The sequence below is a fragment of the Amycolatopsis sp. NPDC058986 genome, from assembly GCF_042741125.1.
Lineage (GTDB): Bacteria > Actinomycetota > Actinomycetes > Mycobacteriales > Pseudonocardiaceae > Amycolatopsis.
In genome coordinates this window covers 131,937-148,235 of sequence record NZ_JBHYJW010000015.1, presented here as the reverse complement: position 1 = coordinate 148,235, position 16,299 = coordinate 131,937, and the positions used below count along the sequence as shown (strand labels likewise).

Here is a 16,299-nt window from a genome sequence, read left to right as displayed (position 1 = left end):
TATCCCACCCCAACCCCACCAGCCCCCCCCCCCCCCCCACCCCCCCCCCCCCCCCCCCCCCCCCCCCCCCCCCGCTTCTCTTAGCGCAGTGCTTAACGTCAGGACGCCGGGAAGATCACCACGCGCCGCTTCGGGTCTTCACCCTCGCTCTCGCTCGTGACACCCGAAACCGTCGCGACGGCGTCGTGCACGACCTTGCGCTCGAACGGGCTCATCGGCTGCAGCCGGACGCGTTCACCGCTCGACAGCACAGTCTCCGCCGTCGACCGGCCGAGCTCACGAAGCTCCTCGCGACGGTCCGCGCGCCATCCCGCGATGTCGAGCATCAACCGGCTCCGCGATCCGGTCTCCTGCTGAACGGCGAGCCGCGTCAGCTCCTGGAGTGCCTCGAGGACCGTGCCCCGCGGTCCGACGAGCTTCTCCAGATCCTCACCGCCGTCGATGCTGACGATGGCCCGGCCGGCTTCCACGTCGAGGTCGATGTCCCCGTCGTAGTCCAACAGGTCCAGCAACCGCTCCAGGTAGTCACCGGCGATGTCGCCCTCCCGCACGAGGACGTCGTCGTCAGCACCTCCCGGCTGCTGCCCGGCGTTCTCCGGTTCCCCGGTCGCCGCGTCGTCCTTATCGGCGTCGATCGTGTCGATCGTCTCCGACATCATTCGTCTCCTCTCCGAACCGGCTCGGCGTCAGCGACGCTTCCGGCCCGACTTCCTGGTCGAGTCTTTGATGAGGCCCGGCACACCCGTGCCGTTGTCCTTCGAGCCGTTGGTGCTCCCGGCTTCCTCGGAGGTGGATTCCGTGTCCGGCTTCGGCGCCGGCTCGGCCGACTTGCCGCTGTCGCTCCCGGCGCCGGTCTGCGCGAAGCCGTGCGGGGAGCCGGCCTTGGTGACCTTCTTCTGGCCGCCGCTGTTGTTCGACTGGTTCTTCTTCTGCTGGACCGGCTTCTGGCCCGGGCGGGGAGCGGTCGGCTTCTGGCCCGGCTTCGGGCCGAGCGACGCGCGCTTCTCCTTGGCCTCGGCCTTGCGCTGCTCCTCTTCCTTGTCGATCCGCGTGTAGACGAGGCGCTGCTGCATCAGCGTCCAGCCGTTGTTGGCCAACCAGTAGAAGAGGAGGCCGAGCGGGAACATCCCACCGAAGACGACGACACCGAGGGGGAAGACGTACATCGTCAGCTTGTTCATGATCGCGGTCTGCGGAGTCGCCGACTCCGGGTTCTGGCGGGAGACCGAGTGCCGCGCGGTGAGGTGGGTGGCGATACCCGCGACGATCATCAGCGGAACGGCGACGGGCGCGACGCTCCAGTGCCAGCCCACGGTCGTGGCGCCGCCGTTGATGACGCCGACACCGTTATAGATGGCCTCACCGAGGTTGACACCGAACAGCTTCGCGCTGACATACGAGTGCACGTCGGCCTGGCTGAAGAAGTAGTTCTCGGTCTTCGGGCCGCCACCGGGCGGCGGGAAGGTGAACGCGCGCAGCACGTGGTTCAGGCCGATGAAGACCGGAATCTGCAGCAGCATCGGCAGGCAGCTGCCGAGCGGGTTGACGCCGTGCTCCTTCTGGAGCTTCTGCATCTCCATCGCCTGGCGCTGCCGGTCGTTCGCGTACTTCTTCTGGATCTTCTTCATCTCCGGCGCGAAGTCCTGCATGCGCTTCATCGACCGGACCTGGTTCACGAACGGCTTGAACATGATGCCGCGGACGGTGAACGTCAGGAAGATGATGCCGAGGATCCAGGAAATCGCCGTGGCTTCCCCGAAGACGAACCCGAAGACCTTGTGCCAACACCACAAGATGAAGGACACGGGGTAGTAGATGAAGTCGAGCACTGAGCTACTCCTCGATCGGTGTTTCAGGTCTGCGGTATCGCCACGAGAACGTCTCGGGCACCGGGTCGCGGCCGGGCGGGGTCCACGGGCCGCAGCGCAGCAACCGGCGCAGCGCGAGATAGGAGCCGCGCCCGGCACCGAACCGGGTCAGTGCTTCGACCGCGTACGCGCTGCAGCTCGGATAGAACCGGCAAGCCGGTGGCAGGAAAGGGGAGATCGCCTTCCGATAGAGCTTGATCGGAAGCAACAGCACCCAGGCGACCGGTCCGGGACGGGCTTCACCGGGACGTTCGTCAGTGCTGGTTCGTGTGCTGGCTCGCATACCGTTCACACCGCTGATTCGTGGTCGGGGGCCGCGTCCTCGGGACGCGTCTGCCGGAGGACACCATCCCCGGCCGACCGGCGGGACGGCAGCAGGCCGAGCCTGCGCAGTGCCGCGTCGAGATCGGCACCGAGTTCCGCGCTGGACGCGTCCGCTGCCGGAGGTAATGCCCGCACAACCAACGCGCTGCCGGCGGGCAGGGTTCCGAGCCGGGCGGCGACGAGGTGACGCAACCGGCGGGTGACCCGGTGGCGGACCACCGAGTTCCCGACGGCCTTGCTCACCACAAAACCCGCCCTGGCCGCCGTGGCGGCCTCGGGCGGGTCCGTGGTCAACGCGTGAACGACGAGGCGGCGCTTGCCTGCCCTGGACCCGCGGCGAAGAACTACGCGGAAATCCTCACTCCGCCGCAACCGGGCGGCGGCGGGCAGCACGACGCGCCTCGACGCCGGAATCAGGCGGACAGCTCGGCACGGCCCTTGCGACGACGGGCCGCCAAGATGGCCCGGCCGGCACGGGTCCGCATGCGCAGCCGGAACCCGTGGACCCGGGCGCGTCGGCGGTTGTTCGGCTGGAAGGTGCGCTTACCCTTGCTCACTGCTTCTCCTGTGTCTCGGCCGTCGGACGACGGTTTTCTTCACCGCCGCCTGGCGTGTCGTGCGGGCGCACGGCAGTCTGTGGTGTCTCCTACCAACGTGTGTCCTCGTCACGTCGAGCGACGACAACGTGGGCACGCGAAACGCACCCGTCGCATACGGGAGACCTTACGAGGGTACGCACCCCGGCCGGGCGGCCCGCAGGCACCCCCTTGGCCACGCACCGCGATCACCCCAGCGGGTACGGTCGGTGCAGGCACGCGCCATCGAATGGCAACACGCCGTACACCGTGAAATGCTTGCGCCCAAGGATGCCTTGTGGCAACGGGCGGGGCTTGTTAGCGTGCCTCTCTCGGGTCACCGGTCGAGGTGCACGGCGAGCGCGCCGCCGGGTGTGGAGGTACCCACCGGCGTTATGGAGAGCCCGCAGGTGGCGTGGCCGCGGGCCGCCGTACATTAGTGCACAGCTGTGGACAACTATGTGGATACTTGCTGTGCCGGTGAACAGACCGGTCCAAGATGACGCTCGATGGAGTGGCCGGGGCGTGCTTGGGGGGATTTCGCCGTACACGCCGACGAGGGGAGGGGAGCCAGACAGGTGTCCGAGCACCAGCACAATCTAGGCGTCATCTGGGAGCAGGTGGTCCGGGAGCTGTCCGACGGGACCCTCTCGCCGCAGCAGCGGGCCTGGATGCGCGTCACCCGGCCGATCGGCCTGCTCGACGGCACCGCGCTCCTCGCCGCACCCAGTGACTTCGCGAAGGAAGCCATCGAACGCGCCCTCCGCGGCGCGATCACCGAAGCGCTCTCGCGGCGGCTCGGCCGCGCGGTCTCCCTCGCGGTGAAGGTCGACAGCGCGGAGCCGGTGGCTCCCGCGCCCGCGCCCCGCTACGTACCGTCGCCCACCCGGGTGGAAAACGGCTCCGGGCCCGCGCCCGAGCCCGCGATGTCCGACGGCTCGATGCTGCCGCCCGCCCGGGCGACGCGTCCCGAGCCGACGCCGCCGCCGATGCCCGCCCCGATGCCGCCGCAGCAACCGGCCAAGCCCGCCGCTTCGGCCGAGGAGTCGGAGGAGCCCGACGAAGAGGTGGACGAGGAAGGCGAGGCGCTCGCCGCCGTCCACGAGATCTGGCCCACCTTCTCCGGTCAGCCGATCGCGGGCCAGCCGTACACCGCACCCGCGCAGCCGCAGACGTCCAAGACGAAACTGAACGAGAAGTACACGTTCGACACCTTCGTCATCGGCGCGTCCAACCGGTTCGCGCACGCGGCCGCGGTCGCCGTCGCCGAGGCACCTGCCCGCGCATACAACCCGCTGTTCATCTGGGGCGAGTCCGGACTGGGCAAGACCCACCTGCTGCACGCCGTCGGGCACTACGCGCAACGGCTGTTCCCCGGGATGCGCGTTCGCTACGTCTCGACCGAAGAGTTCACCAACGACTTCATCAACTCGCTGCGCGACGACCGCAAGGTCGCCTTCCAGCGGCGCTACCGCGACATCGACATCCTGCTCGTCGACGACATCCAGTTCCTGGAGGGCAAGGAAGGTACCCAGGAAGAGTTCTTCCACACCTTCAACACCCTGCACAACGCGAACAAGCAGATCGTCGTCTCCTCCGACCGGCCGCCCAAGCGGCTGGAAACCCTCGAAGACCGGCTGCGCACGCGGTTCGAGTGGGGCCTGATCACTGACATCCAGCCGCCCGAGCTGGAGACCCGGATCGCGATCCTGCGCAAGAAGGCCGCGCAGGATCGGCTCGCGGTGCCCGGCGAGGTGCTGGAGTTCATCGCCTCGCGCGTCGAGGCGAACATCCGGGAGCTGGAGGGCGCGCTGATCCGCGTCACCGCGTTCGCCTCGCTGAACCAGCAGCCGGTCGACGTCGGCCTCGCCGAGATCGTGCTGCGGGACCTGATCCCCGATTCGCACACGCCGGAGATCACCGCGCCGACCATCATGGGCGTTACGGCGGAGTTCTTCGACGTGACGCTCGACGACCTGTGCGGCCCCGGCAAGACGAAGGCGCTCGCGACGGCCCGCCAGATCGCGATGTACCTCTGCCGCGAGCTGACCGAGATGTCGCTGCCGAAGATCGGGCAGACGTTCGGCGGCCGTGACCACACGACCGTCATGCACGCGGACAAGAAGATCCGCAAGGAGATGGCCGAGCGCCGCCGCATCTACGACCAGGTGCAGGAACTGACGTCGCGGATCAAGCAGCGCGCACGGCAGTAGTTCTTCCCGCTCTCCCAACGGCTTCGGGGCGTCCACGACTCACGTGGGCGCCCCTTCGTTTTGCCGTACGCCCTTCCGCCGAGAGCGCGTCAGTAGCCGTCTTCGCGTGCGTACGCCCCCTACACCGCCGTACGGGCATGTACACAGCCGTACGCACGCGAAGCAGCGACGCGATCCGCAGCACACTTCGCCGCGTACGCAAAACCGTTGATACACAAGGGAGTTTCCCCATGGTGTGGGCACTTTGCCCACAACGCCAACGAATCCCTCAACTGCGACGACCCGGTTTTCGTCCACAATGCACTCACAAGCAGTCCACAGTGAATCCACAGCACTGCCCACATCGATTCCACAGGTTGCCCACACGCGATGCACATGCCGCGGAAGCCACTCGTCCGGGCGATTCGGGTCACGCCGGACGCGCACATCCCCTGGGCACAACTCGGCACACAGCTGGGGACAGACCTGGGGACAACTGGGGGTGACTGTGGATGAATCGAGGCCCGCTCGAATCCATCCACCGGTCGCCCGATTCATCCACCGAACCACCACCAGGGATCTCCACACCCGGTCGACAGCGACGACCTGCACGAACGAGCTCTGTCCACACAACCCACAACGCCTACTACTGCTACTGCCCTTAGATCCTTTTTAAGGAGGGAACAAAACAAAAACAGGCGGCGGACGAATCTGGGGACAGCCGGTGAACCGTGTCGACATGACGACAAAGCGAAGGGGAGGCCGAGGTGACGCCCGCCCCGTTGACGGCCTAACGTGGATGCCTGCACCTGGTCCGCGTCGAACGCCGTCCTGGCGCAGGGGTGAGGACCAGAGGCGAGGTCGCCTGCGCGGGTGCAGGCGTTCCCCGACGACCTTCACGAGCCGCAGGGGCTCGGCTGTCGAAAGGATGCGCGCATGAAGATCCGCGTCGAGCGTGACGGGCTCGCCGACGCCGTCGCGTGGGTGGCGAGAAGCCTCCCCTCCCGGCCTCCGGTGCCGGTGCTGGGCGGTGTCCTGCTCGACGCGGGGTCGGACGGGGCAGGTGACGCGCTCACCGTCTCCGGCTTCGACTACGAGGTCTCCGCGACGGTCGGGGTCCCCGCCACGATCGCCGACGGCGGCCGTCTGCTCGTCTCCGGCAGGCTGCTCGCCGACATCACCAAGGCGCTGCCCGCACAGCCGGTCGAGATCTCGGTCGACGGCGCCCGCGCCACCATCACCTGCGGCAGCGCCCGCTTCAGCCTGCCGACCATGCCGGTCGAGGACTACCCGCAACTGCCGTCCCAGCCCGCGTTCGCCGGTGAACTCGCCGGCGACGCCTTCGGCCAGGCCGTCACCCAGGTCGTCGTCGCCGCGGGCAAGGACGACACCCTGCCGATGCTGACCGGCATGCGGCTGGAGATCTCCGGCGACAAGCTGACGCTGGTGGCCACCGACCGCTTCCGGCTCGCGATGCGCGAGTTCACCTGGCAGCCGACCGAGGGCCTCGCCGACGCCGCGGTGCTCGTCCCCGCGCGGACCCTCGCCGAAGCCGCCAAGACACTCGGCGCGAGCGGTGCCACGGTCCGCCTCGCCCTCGCCAGCGGCGACGGCCTCCTCGGGCTTTCCGGCGCCGGTCGCTACACGACGACCCGGCTGCTGGACGCGGAGTTCCCGCCCTACCGCCAGCTGCTCCCCGCCAGCCACACCTCGCGGGCGGTCATCGAGGTCTCCGCCCTCGCCGAGGCGATCAAGCGTGTCTCGCTCGTCGCCGAGCGCGGGACGCAGGTCCGGCTCGAGTTCGCGGACGGTTCGCTGCGGCTTTCCGCCGGCGGCGACGACGAGGGCAGCGCGGAAGAGGAACTGCAGGTCGACTACGAGGGCGAGCCGGTCACCATCGCGTTCAACCCCGGCTACCTCGTCGACGGCCTCGGCGCGTTGCACACCGACCGCGCCGAGCTGACCTTCACCACGCCGAACCGGCCCGCGCTCATCAAGCCCGCCGACCCCGAGGGCAACGTCGTCGGCGGCTACCTCTACCTCCTGATGCCGGTCCGCCTGCCCGGCTGACCCGATTTTCGTTAGTACGTAAGGGGATCTCCATGGTTCAGCTGGGACTGATCGGCCTCGGCAAAATGGGCTTCAACATGCGTGAGCGGCTGCGCGCGGCCGGTCACGAGGTCGTCGGGTACGACCGCAACCCCGAGGTGACCGACTCGACGTCGCTCGCCGATCTGGTGTCCAAACTGGACGGTCCAAGGATCGTGTGGGTGATGGTGCCCGCCGGCGACCCGACGCGGCAGACGATCACCGAGCTGGGCGAGCTGCTGTCCGAGGGTGATCTCGTGATCGACGGCGGCAACTCGAAGTACACCGACGACAAGCTCAACGCCGACCTCCTCGCCGCGAAGAAGATCGGGTATCTCGACTGCGGGGTCTCCGGTGGTGTGTGGGGCAAGGACAACGGCTACGGCCTGATGGTCGGTGGCGCGGCCGCCGACGTCACCCGCGCGATGCCGATCTTCGACGCGCTGCGTCCGGAGGGCCCGCGTGAGGAGGGCTTCTCGCACGCGGGGGCCGTCGGGGCCGGGCACTACGCGAAGATGATCCACAACGGCATCGAGTACGGCATGATGCAGGCCTTCGCCGAAGGCTTCGAGCTGCTCGAAGCCGCGAAGGTCGTCGAGGACGTCCCCGCGGTGATCAAGGGCTGGCAGCGGGGGACCGTGGTCCGCTCGTGGCTGCTCGACCTGCTCGTGCGCGCGCTCGACGAGGACCCGGAGCTGGACGATCTCGAAGGCTACGTCGAGGATTCCGGCGAGGGCCGGTGGACGCTGGAGGAGGCGATCGACCACGCCGTCCCGGCGCCGGTCCTCTCCGCCGCGCTGTTCGCGCGTTTCGCCTCGCGGCAGCAGCAGTCGCCCGCGATGCGGGCGGTGGCCGCGCTGCGCAACCAGTTCGGCGGTCACGCGGTGAAGAAGGTCGGCGGCTAGGTCTGGGGAGTTTTGTACCTGAGACATCTCCAGGTCACGGACTTCCGGTCCTGGGAGCAGGCCGATCTCGCGCTGGAACCGGGGCCGACCGTGCTGGTCGGCCAGAACGGCCGGGGGAAGACGAACCTGCTGGAGGCGATCGGCTACGTCGCGACGCTGGGCTCGCACCGCGTCGCGACGGACGCCCCGCTCATCCGGCACGGCCAGGAACGCGCCCTGGTGCGGGTCGCGGTGGTCAACGACGACCGCGAACTGACCGTCGAGCTGGAGATCACCGCCGGGCGGGCGAACCGCGCCAGGGTCAACCGCGGTGCGGTCGGCAAGCCACGGGACGTGCTCGGGATCCTGCGCACGGTGTTGTTCTCGCCGGAGGATCTGGCGCTCGTCCGGGGTGATCCGAGCGAGCGGCGGCGGTTCCTCGACGAGCTCCTCGTGCTGCGCGCGCCGAGGTATGCCGGTGTCCGCGCCGACTACGAGAAGGTGCTCAAGCAGCGCAACGCCCTGCTCAAGACCGCGGGGAAGCGCCGGACCGGCCGCGAAGACCCGTACGCATTGTCGACGCTCGACGTGTGGGACGACCATCTCGCCGTCGCCGGCGCGCAGTTGCTGGCCGCGCGGCTCAACCTCGTCGCAGACCTGGCGCCGTACACGGCTTCGGCGTACATGGGCGTCGCACCGGATTCACGTCCGGCGAAGATCGCGTACCGATCTTCGCTGGGCGAGTCGCTCCCCACGGGGTACGGGGTACCAGGCGAGGCACGCGCCGAGCCGGACGTACTCAAGGATGTGCTGCTCACCGCGCTGGGCGAGGCTCGGTCCGCCGAGCTCGAACGGGGGGTGAGCATGGTCGGCCCTCACCGGGACGAGCTCGAGCTCGTGCTGGGCGAGGCGCCGGCGAAGGGATACGCGAGTCACGGCGAGTCGTGGTCGTTCGCCCTCGCGCTGCGTTTGGGAAGTTACGAACTCCTGCGTGGCGAAGCCGGGGAGCCGGTGCTCCTCCTGGATGATGTGTTCGCCGAGCTGGACCGCAAGCGCCGGTCGCGGCTCGCGGAGGTGGCGGCGGGGGCCGAACAGGTGCTGGTGACCGCCGCCGTCGACGAGGACGTGCCCGCTGAGCTGGACGGATGCCGGTTCTCCGTGGCGGATGGTGAGGTCAACCGTGCCTGAGCGCCCCGATCCAAGATCAATCCGGCCACGCGGGGTGACCGGTCCCACAGCAGTTACCCACCTTTCTGGGGATAAACCTGTGGACAGTGTGGATAACACCGGGAAGGAGTTATCGCCCCGCGTGACCGAACGGCCGGATGAGGGGCTTGACATCCCCCACACCAGCGTTCGCCCAGGTGGCGATCAAACTCCTGGTACGCAGCGTGAAAACGGCGCTGCGCCGAACGGGCGTGACCTGGCTCACGCAGCCCTCGAGGCTGCCAAAGCCAAGGCCAAAGCCCGCGGCGGGCCGCCCGGGTTACGCACAGGCAGGCTGACCGGTGGTGGCCAGAACCCGCGGCGCCGCCGCTGGTCGGGGCCAGGCGCCGACGCGCGTGATCCACAGCCGCTCGGACGGCTGGCCTCGCGGTTGGTCGCCGACAGTGGCTGGGCGGAGCGGCTCTCCTCCGCCAGGGTCTTCGGGCAGTGGGCCCGCCTGGTCGGGGAGAACGTCGCCGAACACGCGCAGCCGGTGTCGCTCAAGGACGGTGAGCTGACCGTCCAGGCCAGTTCGACCGCATGGGCGATGCAGTTGCGCACCCTGCAACGCCAGCTCCTGGCCAAGATCGCCGCTGGCGTCGGCAACGGCGTCGTCAAGCGCATGCGCATCCAGGGGCCGACGGCACCCAGCTGGCGGAAGGGGCCACGGCACGTGCCCGGCCGCGGCCCGCGTGACACGTACGGCTGACACCGGTTGCGGACACTCCCGGAATTCCCCCACGACGCGTCCATAAGTGCTCTGAAACGTCAAGACTCTGCTAGGAACGATTTCGTGGCTCTGTGAGCAAACCAGGGGTGTCCTTGCCGCATGTCTGCGAACGCGGCCAAGTACACTGGTGTCGAGCGGGTGTCCGCTCGCGCGAGACGAGGAGACAACACGCCGGTGACCGAGAACAAGAGCGAGTACAACGCGTCGTCCATCACCGTGCTCGAAGGCCTCGAAGCGGTCCGCAAGCGCCCCGGTATGTACATCGGTTCCACCGGTGAGCGTGGCCTCCACCACCTGGTGCAGGAGGTCGTGGACAACTCTGTCGACGAGGCGATGGCCGGGTACGCGACCAAGGTCGAGGTTACCCTGCTGGCCGATGGCGGCGTCCGTGTCATCGACGACGGCCGCGGTATCCCGGTGGACATGCACCCCAAGGAGCAGAAGCCGACCTTGGAGGTCGTGCTGACCGTGCTCCACGCGGGCGGCAAGTTCGACAGCGATTCCTACGCGGTTTCGGGCGGTCTGCACGGCGTCGGCGTTTCCGTCGTCAACGCGCTGTCCACCAAGCTGCTCGCGGAGATCAAGTACCGGGGCCGCAACTGGCGCCAGGAGTACACCGACCAGGTACCCGGCGAACTGCAGGACCTCGGCCCGGCCGACTCCACCGGCACCACGATCACGTTCTGGGCCGACCCGGACATCTTCGAAACCACCACGTACAACTTCGAGACCATCTCCCGGCGGCTGCAGGAGATGGCGTTCCTGAACAAGGGCCTCACCATCTCGCTGCGCGACGAGCGCGTCGCCGACGAGGAGACCGAGGCCGACGCCGAGGGCAAGCAGGCGCGCCTCAAGGAGGTCACCTACTGCTACCCGGGCGGGCTCGAGGACTTCGTCAAGCACATCAACGGCAGCAAGGACCCGATCCACCCCAGCGTGATCTCCTTCGACGCCAAGGGCACCGGCCTCGAGGTCGAGGTCGCGATGCAGTGGAACAACGGATTCACGCCGTCGGTGTACACCTTCGCCAACACGATCAACACGCATGAGGGCGGCACCCACGAAGAGGGCTTCCGCGCCGCGCTGACCCGCGTCGTCAACGCGTACGCGCGCGAGAAGAAGCTCCTCAAGGAGAAGGACGCGAACCTCACCGGCGACGACGTCCGCGAGGGCCTCGCCGCGATCGTGTCGATCAAGCTGTCCGAGCCGCAGTTCGAGGGTCAGACCAAGACCAAGCTGGGCAACAGCGAGGCGAAGACGTTCGTGCAGACGACGTCGAACGAGTGGCTGAGCGACTGGTTCGAGCGTAATCCCAACGAGGCGAAGACGGTCATCAACAAGTCGATCTCCTCGGCGCAGGCCCGGATGGCCGCGCGCAAGGCGCGGGACCTGGTCCGCCGCAAGGGCGCGCTCGACATCGGCGGCCTGCCGGGCAAGCTCAAGGACTGCCGCTCCACCAAGCCGGAGGAGTGCGAGCTCTACATCGTCGAGGGTGACTCGGCGGGCGGCTCGGCCAAGGAGGGCCGGGACTCGATGTACCAGGCGATCCTGCCGATCCGCGGCAAGATCATCAATGTCGAGAAGGCCCGTATCGACCGCGTCCTCAAGAACACCGAGGTCCAGTCGCTGATCACCGCGCTGGGCACCGGCATCCACGACGAGTTCGACCTCTCGAAGCTGCGCTACCACAAGATCGTGCTGATGGCCGACGCCGACGTCGACGGCCAGCACATCACCACCCTGCTGCTCACCCTGCTGTTCCGGTTCATGGCGCCGCTGATCGAGCACGGGCACGTCTTCCTGTCGCGGCCGCCGCTGTACAAGATCAAGTGGCCGCGGTCCGAGCCGGAGTACGCGTACTCCGACCGCGAGCGCGACGCCGTCATCCAGGCGGGTGTCGAGGCGGGCAAGAGGCTGCCGAAGGACGACGCGATCCAGCGGTACAAGGGTCTCGGCGAGATGAACGCCGAAGAGCTGTGGGAGACCACCATGGACCCGGCGAACCGGCTGCTGGGCCAGGTCACGATGGACGACGCCGCCCAGGCGGACGAGCTGTTCTCCGTGCTGATGGGCGAGGACGTCGAGGCCCGCCGCTCCTTCATCACCCGCAACGCCAAGGACGTGCGCTTCCTCGACGTGTAGCCCGCTCGGGCGCTCGCGCCCGCCCAGCCTTGTGTCCGATTAGGACTGTCCATACGAGAAGGACGACATGACGGAAACCTTGCCTCCGGCGCCGGACCACGACCGGATCGAACCGGTCGACATCCAGCAGGAGATGCAGCGCTCCTACATCGACTACGCGATGAGCGTGATCGTGTCGCGTGCGCTGCCGGACGTGCGCGACGGTCTCAAGCCGGTCGCGCGCCGGATCCTGTACTCGATGTTCGACTCGGGCTTCCGCCCGGACCGCGGGTACAACAAGTGCTCCCGCGTCGTCGGCGACGTGATGGGCAACTACCACCCGCACGGTGACTCCGCGATCTACGACGCGCTGGTCCGTCTCGCGCAGCCGTGGTCGATGCGGTACCCGCTCATCGACGGGCAGGGCAACTTCGGCTCGCCGGGCAACGACCCCGCAGCCGCCATGCGGTACACCGAGTCCCGCCTCGCGCCGTTGGCCATGCACATGCTGGCCGACATCGAGGAAGACACCGTCGACTTCTCCGACAACTACGACGGCCGTACGCAGGAACCGGACGTCCTGCCCTCGCGCTTCCCGAACCTGCTGGTAAACGGCGGCACCGGAATCGCGGTCGGCATGGCGACCAACATCCCGCCGCACAACCTGCGCGAGGTCGCCGACGGCGTCGTATGGGCGCTGGAGAACCCCGAGGCCACCGACGACGAGCTGCTCGCCGCGCTGCTGGTGCGGGTAAAGGGCCCGGACTTCCCGACCAAGGCGCTGATCCTCGGCAACTCCGGCATCGAGGACGCCTATCGCACCGGCCGCGGCTCCATCCGGATGCGCGCCGTCGTCGAGGTGGACGAGGACGCCAAGGGCCGCACCATCCTGGTCGTCACCGAGCTGCCCTACCAGGTCAACCCGGACAACCTCGTCGAGAACATCGCCAACCTCGTCCGCGATGGCAAGCTCACCGGCATCGCCGACATCGCCGACGAGACCAACAGCCGGCGCGGCATGCGCATCGTGATCACGCTCAAGCGGGACGCGGTCGCCCAGGTCGTGCTGAACAACCTCTACAAGCACACCCAGCTGCAGCAGAACTTCGGCGTCAACATGCTCGCGCTGGTCGACGGCGTGCCGCGCACCCTGCGGCTCGACCAGATCATCCGGCACTACGTCAAGCACCAGATGGACGTCATCGTCCGGCGCACCCGCTACCGGCTGCGCAAGGCCGAGGAACGCGCCCACATCCTGCGTGGTCTGGTCAAGGCGCTGGACATGCTCGACGAGGTCATCGCCCTGATCCGGCGTTCGCCCTCTGCCGACGAGGCCCGGCCCGGCCTGATGAGCCTGCTCGACATCGACGAGATCCAGGCCACCGCGATCCTCGACATGCAGCTGCGCCGCTTGGCCGCCCTCGAACGGCAGCGCATCATCGACCAGTTGGCCGAGATCGAACTCGAGATCGCCGACCTCAAGGACATCCTCGCCAAGCCCGAGCGGCAGCGGCAGATCATCCGCGACGAGCTGATGGAGATCGTCGACAAGTACGGCGACGACCGGAAGACCCAGATCATCCCGTTCGGCGGCGACGTCTCGATCGAGGACCTCATCGCCGTCGAGGACGTTGTCGTCACCATCACCCGCACGGGGTACGCCAAGCGGACGAAAACCGATCTGTACCGCTCGCAGAAGCGCGGCGGCAAGGGCGTCCAGGGTGCGACGCTGAAGCAGGACGACATCGTCCAGCACTTCTTCGTCTGCTCCACGCACGACTGGATCCTGTTCTTCACGAACAAGGGCCGCGTGTACCGCGCGAAGGCGTACGACCTGCCCGAGGCCAACCGCAACGCGCGCGGCCAGCACGTCGCCAACCTGCTCGCCTTCCAGCCGGACGAGCAGATCGCCCAGGTCATCGAGATCCCCGACTACGAGGTCGCGCCCTACCTCGTGCTCGCCACCCGGCGCGGGCTGGTCAAGAAGACCAAGCTCAGCGACTTCGACTCCAACCGGGCGGGCGGCCTCATCGCCGTCAACCTGCGCGAAGGGGACGAACTCGTCGGCGCGGTGCTCGCCGCCGCGGAGGACGACCTGCTGCTCGTGTCCGCCGAAGGCCAGTCCATCCGCTTCCACGCCACCGACGAAGCACTGCGGCCCATGGGACGCGCCACGTCCGGCGTCCTCGGCATGCGCTTCAACGACGGTGACGAGCTGCTCGCCATCAGCGTCGTCAAGCCGGAGAAGTTCCTGCTGGTCGCCACCGACGGTGGCTACGCCAAGCGGACCCCGATCGAGGACTATCCGGTGCAGGGCCGTGGCGGCAAGGGCGTGCTGACCATTCAGCACGACCGCAAACGTGGCAGGCTGGTAGGCGCACTCATCGTCGACGCCGACGACGAGCTCTACGCCATCACCTCCAGCGGCGGGGTGATCCGCACGCCGGCCGGGGACGTCCGGAAGGCGGGCAGGCAGACCAAGGGGGTGCGGCTGATGAATCTCGGCGAAGGCACCACTCTTCTCGCTGTCGCACGCAACGCGGACGAGCCGTCGGACGTCGCCAACGGTGACAGCAGTGAGCAAGGAGAAGAATCCACGGACAGCACGGCGTCGGAGTAATCGCGGCGCCGCCATACGGGTAAGGACTGACTCTTCGTGACACCATCCGAGAAGCCCGACGCACAGGGTTCCAACGGGGCTTCGGCCAGCCCGCCATGGCAGCGGGTCGGCAAGGACAGCGGCGCGGCCGAACCGGACGCGCCCGCGTCGAGCGGCCTGGTCACGGACGATGTGCTGTACTCGGGTCATGAGCAGGACGGACGGCGCGTGAGCGACGGCGGCGACCCTCCCGTGGTCACCGGCACCGCCGCGCGCCGCCTGTTCGGCGGCGAGGGCGAAGGCGAACCCTCGGCCACCCGCACCCGTCCCGCCCCCACCGCACTCCGCCGCCCCGGCCGCGGCCCCCGCCGGGCCAGCCTGCAGATCAAACGCTTCGACCCGTGGTCGGTGCTGAAGCTCGCCCTCGTCCTCGGCGTCGCCATGTTCTTCGTGTGGCTCGTCGCCGTCGGCGTCCTCTACACCGTCCTCGACGGCATGGGCGTCTGGGACAAACTCAACGGCACCTACTCGTCCCTCGTCGGTGGCGAAGGCGCCAACGCGTCCTCGGAACCCCTGATCAGCGCCGGTCGCGTCTTCGGGATCGCGGCCATCCTCGGCGCCGTCAACATCGTCCTCGTCTCCGCGCTGGCCACGGTCAGCGCCTTCATCTACAACGTGTCCGCCGACCTCGCGGGCGGCCTCGAAGTCACGTTGTCCGAACGAGAGTGACCCGGTTGCCGGGCGCCTCAGGGCGTCCGGTAATCTACTTCTCGTTCGACGGGCCTATAGCTCAGGCGGTTAGAGCGCTTCGCTGATAACGAAGAGGTCCCTGGTTCAAGTCCAGGTAGGCCCACCCGATTCGCCCGGTCATGTCTGCGGTAAGCGCAGACCGTGATCGGGTGTTTTTTGTTTCTGGGGGCCGAGCCCCCAGACCCCCACGGTGCGTCAACTCTCGACCCAGCGTGGTCGGCCTGGACTTCGGGCGCAGAGCGCCCTTGTCCGGCCTGCCGTTTCGTGGGGTGACTTCGGGCGTGGCCGCCCTTGTCCGGGTCGGGGCGTGGGGTGCGGAGCTTGCGTGGCGGGCGTGGGGATGTGCGTGGGGTGCGGAGCTTGCGTAGCGGGCGTGGTGGGGGTACGGGTGAGCCCTGCCGGGAAGAGAAGGCCGGCAGGGCTCGGTGGGGCGCGGTCGGTGTGGGTTCGCTGCGGGAGGCTTGCACACCGACCGGTTGGTATAACCCGCGGGGTGGAGTGGGTGTTCCGGTTGTGGGGGTGTGACGTTGGCTACGGTGCGGTGGTTCCACGTGGAACGTGGGGGAACCGGGCGGCCGGGGAATCCTGGCGTGCAGTAACATCGCGGGGTAAGGGAAGCAAGTCGGAGAAGGGGGCTTCAGTGAAGAAGCTGTTGGCACTCGCGGTCATCGCGGGCGGCGTTCTGTTCGTCGTGAAGCGCAACAAGGCTGCCAAGGCTGAAGCCGACCTGTGGCGTGAGGCGACGGCGCCCGAGGGCTCCTTCGGCTCCGCTTCGAGCAACGGCTCGGCACCGGCCAAGGCCGCGGACGCTTCCCGCAACAACTGAGTTCGGACGGGCGGCCTCGCCGCCGCCCGTATCCGGGGCTGTAGCTCAATTGGTAGAGCACCGCCTTTGCAAGGCGGGGGTCAGGGGTTCGATTCCCCTCAGCTCCACAACCCGGGCAGTGCACAGGAGTGGAAGA

General features: G+C 68.2%; 14 protein-coding genes and 2 tRNA genes. 11 read left to right on the top strand and 5 right to left on the bottom strand.

The features are described from left to right. Positions 1-98: 98 nt before the first annotated feature. From ACFW0G_RS16395 to rpmH, 5 genes are read right to left on the bottom strand one after another with little or no spacing between them, the layout of a single operon-like run. The gene (locus tag ACFW0G_RS16395; RefSeq protein WP_378326073.1) at positions 99-656 is read right to left on the bottom strand and encodes a protein jag; all 558 of its coding nucleotides are present in this window, start codon (positions 654-656) and stop codon (positions 99-101) included. Between the two features lie 30 nt (positions 657-686). Then, positions 687-1,829, bottom strand: coding sequence for a membrane protein insertase YidC (gene yidC, locus ACFW0G_RS16390; protein ID WP_378326072.1), 1,143 nt, complete (start codon positions 1,827-1,829; stop codon positions 687-689). 4 nt (positions 1,830-1,833) lie between these two features. Next, on the bottom strand, positions 1,834-2,151 hold the full coding sequence (gene yidD, locus ACFW0G_RS16385) for a membrane protein insertion efficiency factor YidD (RefSeq protein ID WP_378326071.1): 318 nt from the start codon (positions 2,149-2,151) through the stop codon (positions 1,834-1,836). A 5-nt stretch (positions 2,152-2,156) separates the two neighbouring features. Further along, a complete protein-coding gene (rnpA, locus tag ACFW0G_RS16380; protein WP_378326070.1) occupies positions 2,157-2,585 on the bottom strand; it encodes a ribonuclease P protein component in 429 nt (142 codons plus the stop codon). Between the two features lie 20 nt (positions 2,586-2,605). After that, the gene (rpmH, locus tag ACFW0G_RS16375; protein ID WP_345405559.1) at positions 2,606-2,749 is read right to left on the bottom strand and encodes a 50S ribosomal protein L34; all 144 of its coding nucleotides are present in this window, start codon (positions 2,747-2,749) and stop codon (positions 2,606-2,608) included. Positions 2,750-3,345: 596 nt separating this feature from the next. Between rpmH and dnaA the strand changes: the two genes are divergently transcribed. From dnaA to ACFW0G_RS16320, 11 genes are all read left to right on the top strand, one after another. Continuing rightward, positions 3,346-4,980 carry a chromosomal replication initiator protein DnaA gene (gene dnaA / locus ACFW0G_RS16370; RefSeq protein WP_378326069.1) on the top strand — a complete coding sequence of 545 codons (1,635 nt, stop codon included), beginning with the start codon at positions 3,346-3,348 and terminating at the stop codon, positions 4,978-4,980. 915 nt (positions 4,981-5,895) lie between these two features. Further along, positions 5,896-7,029, top strand: coding sequence for a DNA polymerase III subunit beta (dnaN, locus tag ACFW0G_RS16365; protein ID WP_378326068.1), 1,134 nt, complete (start codon positions 5,896-5,898; stop codon positions 7,027-7,029). A gap of 32 nt (positions 7,030-7,061) precedes the next feature. Next, entirely contained in the window at positions 7,062-7,952 is an 891-nt protein-coding gene (gene gnd / locus ACFW0G_RS16360; RefSeq protein WP_378326067.1) for a phosphogluconate dehydrogenase (NAD(+)-dependent, decarboxylating), read from the top strand. A gap of 12 nt (positions 7,953-7,964) precedes the next feature. After that, positions 7,965-9,119: a DNA replication/repair protein RecF gene (gene recF, locus ACFW0G_RS16355; protein ID WP_378326066.1), complete on the top strand. Its 1,155-nt coding sequence runs from the start codon at positions 7,965-7,967 to the stop codon at positions 9,117-9,119. A gap of 235 nt (positions 9,120-9,354) precedes the next feature. Beyond that, positions 9,355-9,846 carry a DciA family protein gene (locus ACFW0G_RS16350; protein WP_378326079.1) on the top strand — a complete coding sequence of 164 codons (492 nt, stop codon included), beginning with the start codon at positions 9,355-9,357 and terminating at the stop codon, positions 9,844-9,846. A 195-nt stretch (positions 9,847-10,041) separates the two neighbouring features. Then, positions 10,042-12,009, top strand: coding sequence for a DNA topoisomerase (ATP-hydrolyzing) subunit B (gyrB, locus tag ACFW0G_RS16345; protein WP_378326065.1), 1,968 nt, complete (start codon positions 10,042-10,044; stop codon positions 12,007-12,009). A 67-nt stretch (positions 12,010-12,076) separates the two neighbouring features. Then, complete coding sequence (gene gyrA / locus ACFW0G_RS16340) at positions 12,077-14,608, top strand: DNA gyrase subunit A (protein ID WP_378326064.1); 2,532 nt, start codon at positions 12,077-12,079, stop codon at positions 14,606-14,608. Between the two features lie 36 nt (positions 14,609-14,644). Next, a complete protein-coding gene (locus ACFW0G_RS16335) occupies positions 14,645-15,316 on the top strand; it encodes a DUF3566 domain-containing protein (protein WP_378326063.1) in 672 nt (223 codons plus the stop codon). Positions 15,317-15,366: 50 nt separating this feature from the next. Further along, positions 15,367-15,440: transfer RNA gene (locus ACFW0G_RS16330), tRNA-Ile, on the top strand. A gap of 537 nt (positions 15,441-15,977) precedes the next feature. Continuing rightward, the gene (locus ACFW0G_RS16325; RefSeq protein ID WP_345405536.1) at positions 15,978-16,163 is read left to right on the top strand and encodes a DLW-39 family protein; all 186 of its coding nucleotides are present in this window, start codon (positions 15,978-15,980) and stop codon (positions 16,161-16,163) included. A gap of 34 nt (positions 16,164-16,197) precedes the next feature. Beyond that, positions 16,198-16,270: transfer RNA gene (locus tag ACFW0G_RS16320), tRNA-Ala, on the top strand. Positions 16,271-16,299: the final 29 nt, after the last annotated feature.